Source organism: Muricoccus nepalensis, from assembly GCF_006438825.1.
Classification (GTDB): Bacteria; Pseudomonadota; Alphaproteobacteria; order Acetobacterales; family Acetobacteraceae; genus Roseomonas; species Roseomonas nepalensis.
Genome location: NZ_RCZP01000117.1, coordinates 1 through 1,521, shown reverse-complemented (window position 1 = coordinate 1,521; position 1,521 = coordinate 1). Strand labels below are relative to the sequence as shown.

Below are 1,521 nucleotides of genomic sequence, written 5' to 3'. Positions count from 1 at the left end.
TGCGCTTCGCCACCTCGCACGTCCGCCTGAACGGCGCCCGGGTGCTGATGACCTCGGAGCCGGAGGTCCGGGCCGATGCCCTTCGTCGCCGGGCGGGCTTCGCCACGGACATCGAGGCGCTGCGCGCGCGCTACGAGGCCCTCATCTCCTCCCCGGGGGAGCGGCGGCTCTACGACGCCTTCGCCGCGGCCTGGGCGGCCTACGTGGCCCAGGACGCCCCGCTCCTGAGCGGCGCGGCCGGCGATCCGGCCGCGCTGCAGACCTTCAACACCGATCTTGCCCGGCTCTCCATCCGCGCGAACGGCGCCCTCGCCGAGCTCGTCACCTTCGCCGACAACGGCGCGCGCGAGGCGGCGGACCTGTCCGAGCGGCGCTACGACAGCGCGGTCTGGCTTCTCCTCGGCGGCACCCTCCTCGGCGCGCTGGGCACGGGCCTGATCGCCTTCGGCTGCGGCAAGGATGTCGCGCAGCACGCGCGAACCCTGGCCGGCGCGGCCACGCGGCTGGCCCGTCGCGAGTACCAGTTCGATCTTCCGGAGACGGCGCGGCACGACGAGTTCGGCCAGATCGCCCGTGCCCTGGCCGAGTGCCGCGACGGGCTTCGCGGCGCGGAGGAGCACGCCCGCCTGGAAGAGGAGGCTCGTGCCGCGGCGGCCCAGCGCGCCGAGCGCGTCGAGGCCCTGGTGCGCCACTTCGAGGCGGAGGCGGCGGCCGGGCTGCAGGCGGTGGGCTCGGCCGCGGCCGGGCTCGACACGGCGGCGGTCGAGATGCAGAGGGTGGCGGCCGGGGGCAGCGAGCGCGCGGCCTCCCTCGCCAGCGCGTCCGGCCAGGCGAGCACCAACGTCGACACCGTGGCGTCGAGCGCGGCGGAGATGGCGGCCTCGATCGCCGAGGTGGCGCGCCAGGTGAGCGAGAGCGCGCGGGTGGCCCGGCAGGCGTCCGAGGACGCGCGGGCGACGGACGCGGCCGTCGGCGGGCTGGCGCAGGCGGCGACCCGGATCGACGACGTGGTGAGGCTGATCTCCGCCATCGCGGAGCAGACGAACCTCCTGGCGCTCAACGCCACCATCGAGGCGGCGCGCGCCGGCGAGGCCGGGCGGGGCTTTGCCGTGGTCGCGGCGGAGGTGAAGCAGCTCGCCCAGCAGACCTCGAAGGCAACCGACGAGATCGGCGCGCAGATCTCGGCCATGCAGGCGGAGGCCGGGCGGGCGGTGGAGGCGATCCGCGGCATCGCGGGGACCATCGAGCGGATGGACGGCCTGACCCAGGGGGTGGCCGCTGCGGCCGAGGAGCAATCGGCGGCGACGCGCGCGATCGGGCGCGCGGTGACGGAGGCGGCCTCCGGCACGCAGGCGGTCAACCGCCTGGCGACGGGGGTCACGGAAGGGGCGCAGCAGACCGGCGAGGTGGCCACGCAGGTGCGGACCGCCGCCGGCGACCTCTCGCAGCGGGCGGAGACCCTCCGCGGCCAGGTGAACGGCTTCCTGGCCGGCATCCGGGCGGCCTGACCGTCGGGCGGCG

1 protein-coding gene is annotated in these 1,521 nt (G+C 76.6%); it reads left to right on the top strand.

Going from position 1 to position 1,521, the window contains the following annotated elements; all coding sequences use genetic code 11:
* The coding region (locus EAH89_RS30835) for a methyl-accepting chemotaxis protein (protein ID WP_140888001.1) at positions 1–1,508 on the top strand (1,508 nt) is incomplete at its 5' end.
* Between the last annotated feature and the right edge of the window lie 13 nt (positions 1,509–1,521).